Genomic DNA, 1,267 nt, shown 5'->3' on the forward strand with positions numbered 1-1,267 from the left:
ACCACATTCCGGCTGGTTTGCCAGCCCGTCATTGCGGATCAGCCGCAGAATTTTATCTTCCATCGTTTCCTCGGCGGTTTCGCTGAGGTAGACACGAACTTTATAGGTGGTGTTGCCAATGTGCCGAGTCAGAAACACGGCGTTTTCATCTGCCATAGAACCTCTCTTTCTTGCGCTTTCGGCGCATCCGGTGTATACTGTTGTTATAGTTCCGTTTTTTGTAACCTGCGATTGTGTTACTCATTTTTTGTGTTGAGCCTGTACATGGCGAGTGCCCCCTTTCTCCTGCGTGAACGAGCAAATGTAACCCAAGTAACTTGTTTTTAGATTACTCTTTCACTAATAGGAGGAATCCGGGGTGCAAAACGGAACCATTTTTGAAAAATCGCAAAATATTTTTTTGAAAAGAGGTGGGGTCATGGCGTATCTGTCTGATGACGGGCTTCTGGATACCGAGGGTGGCTTCACCGGATGGGACGATGGGACAGGCGCAGGGGCGGAAGAAACGCTGGAACAGGCGCTTGCGGAAGAACGTCTGGCCGAGCTGGAAAGCGAGCTGGAGCAGGACGAGCATCCCATCGACTATGAAGCGGAGCTGGAAAACGAGGAAGAAGAATCCGCCCCGGTCAGCGAAAAGCGGCTGAAACGGGAGATTCGGGCCGAGGCCATGCGTCGGCTGGAGGAAGCTGCCCGCACCGAAAAAGATTTCCGATCCGTGGTGGAGGAATGGAACAAGCTGGACCGGAACCGGGAGCGCCGGGAACGGGACCACGAAAACCTCCGTGGGGATGTGCCGCTGGAATATCAGGCAGTGCCGGAACCGAAGCTCATTCCCCGATGGATGAACACCCCTGCATACCGGCAGCTGATGGCCGGAAACTTTCTGGACATCCTGTTTGACTGCCCTTATGAGATGCACAACCTGACCGCTGATCCCTTTATTTCCCGCATGGTGGAGGAACTAAGCGAGGAACACAAGGAAGTTCTGTATTTTCTCTCTTTGCGCCTATACAGCTCTACCCGGCTTGCCGCTGTGCGTGGGCAGTCTGACCGCAACATCCGAAAGCTGCGGAAAACCATCCACAAAAAATTGCAGCGCCAGATGTATGACCATCTGTGCGGCAAACCGGAACATAGCCTGACCTTGCGGGAACGTCAGTTTTTGGAGGAATACTCGAAAATCGCAAAGAAACAGGGCAAGGATGCCGTGATCCGGCGGGAGAACAAGACCAAGCGCAGAAAAAAGAAAAACCGCCCCTGATAATTG

The 1,267-nt window shown here is 52.8% G+C and carries 2 protein-coding genes; one reads left to right on the forward strand and one right to left on the reverse strand.

Annotation, left to right across the window (positions count from 1 at the left end; genetic code table 11):
- A partial coding sequence (locus ACTQ34_RS17955; RefSeq protein ID WP_441364963.1) for a transposon-encoded TnpW family protein occupies positions 1-156 on the reverse strand: 156 nt, incomplete at its 3' end.
- Between the two features lie 262 nt (positions 157-418).
- On the opposite strand from ACTQ34_RS17955, the gene ACTQ34_RS17960 reads away from it, so the two are divergent.
- Positions 419-1,261, forward strand: a complete 843-nt coding sequence (locus ACTQ34_RS17960; RefSeq protein WP_441364962.1) for a sigma-70 family RNA polymerase sigma factor — start codon at positions 419-421, stop codon at positions 1,259-1,261.
- Positions 1,262-1,267: the final 6 nt, after the last annotated feature.

Source organism: Agathobaculum sp. LCP25S3_E8 (assembly GCF_052117165.1).
In the GTDB taxonomy this organism is placed as follows: Bacteria; Bacillota; Clostridia; order Oscillospirales; family Butyricicoccaceae; genus Agathobaculum.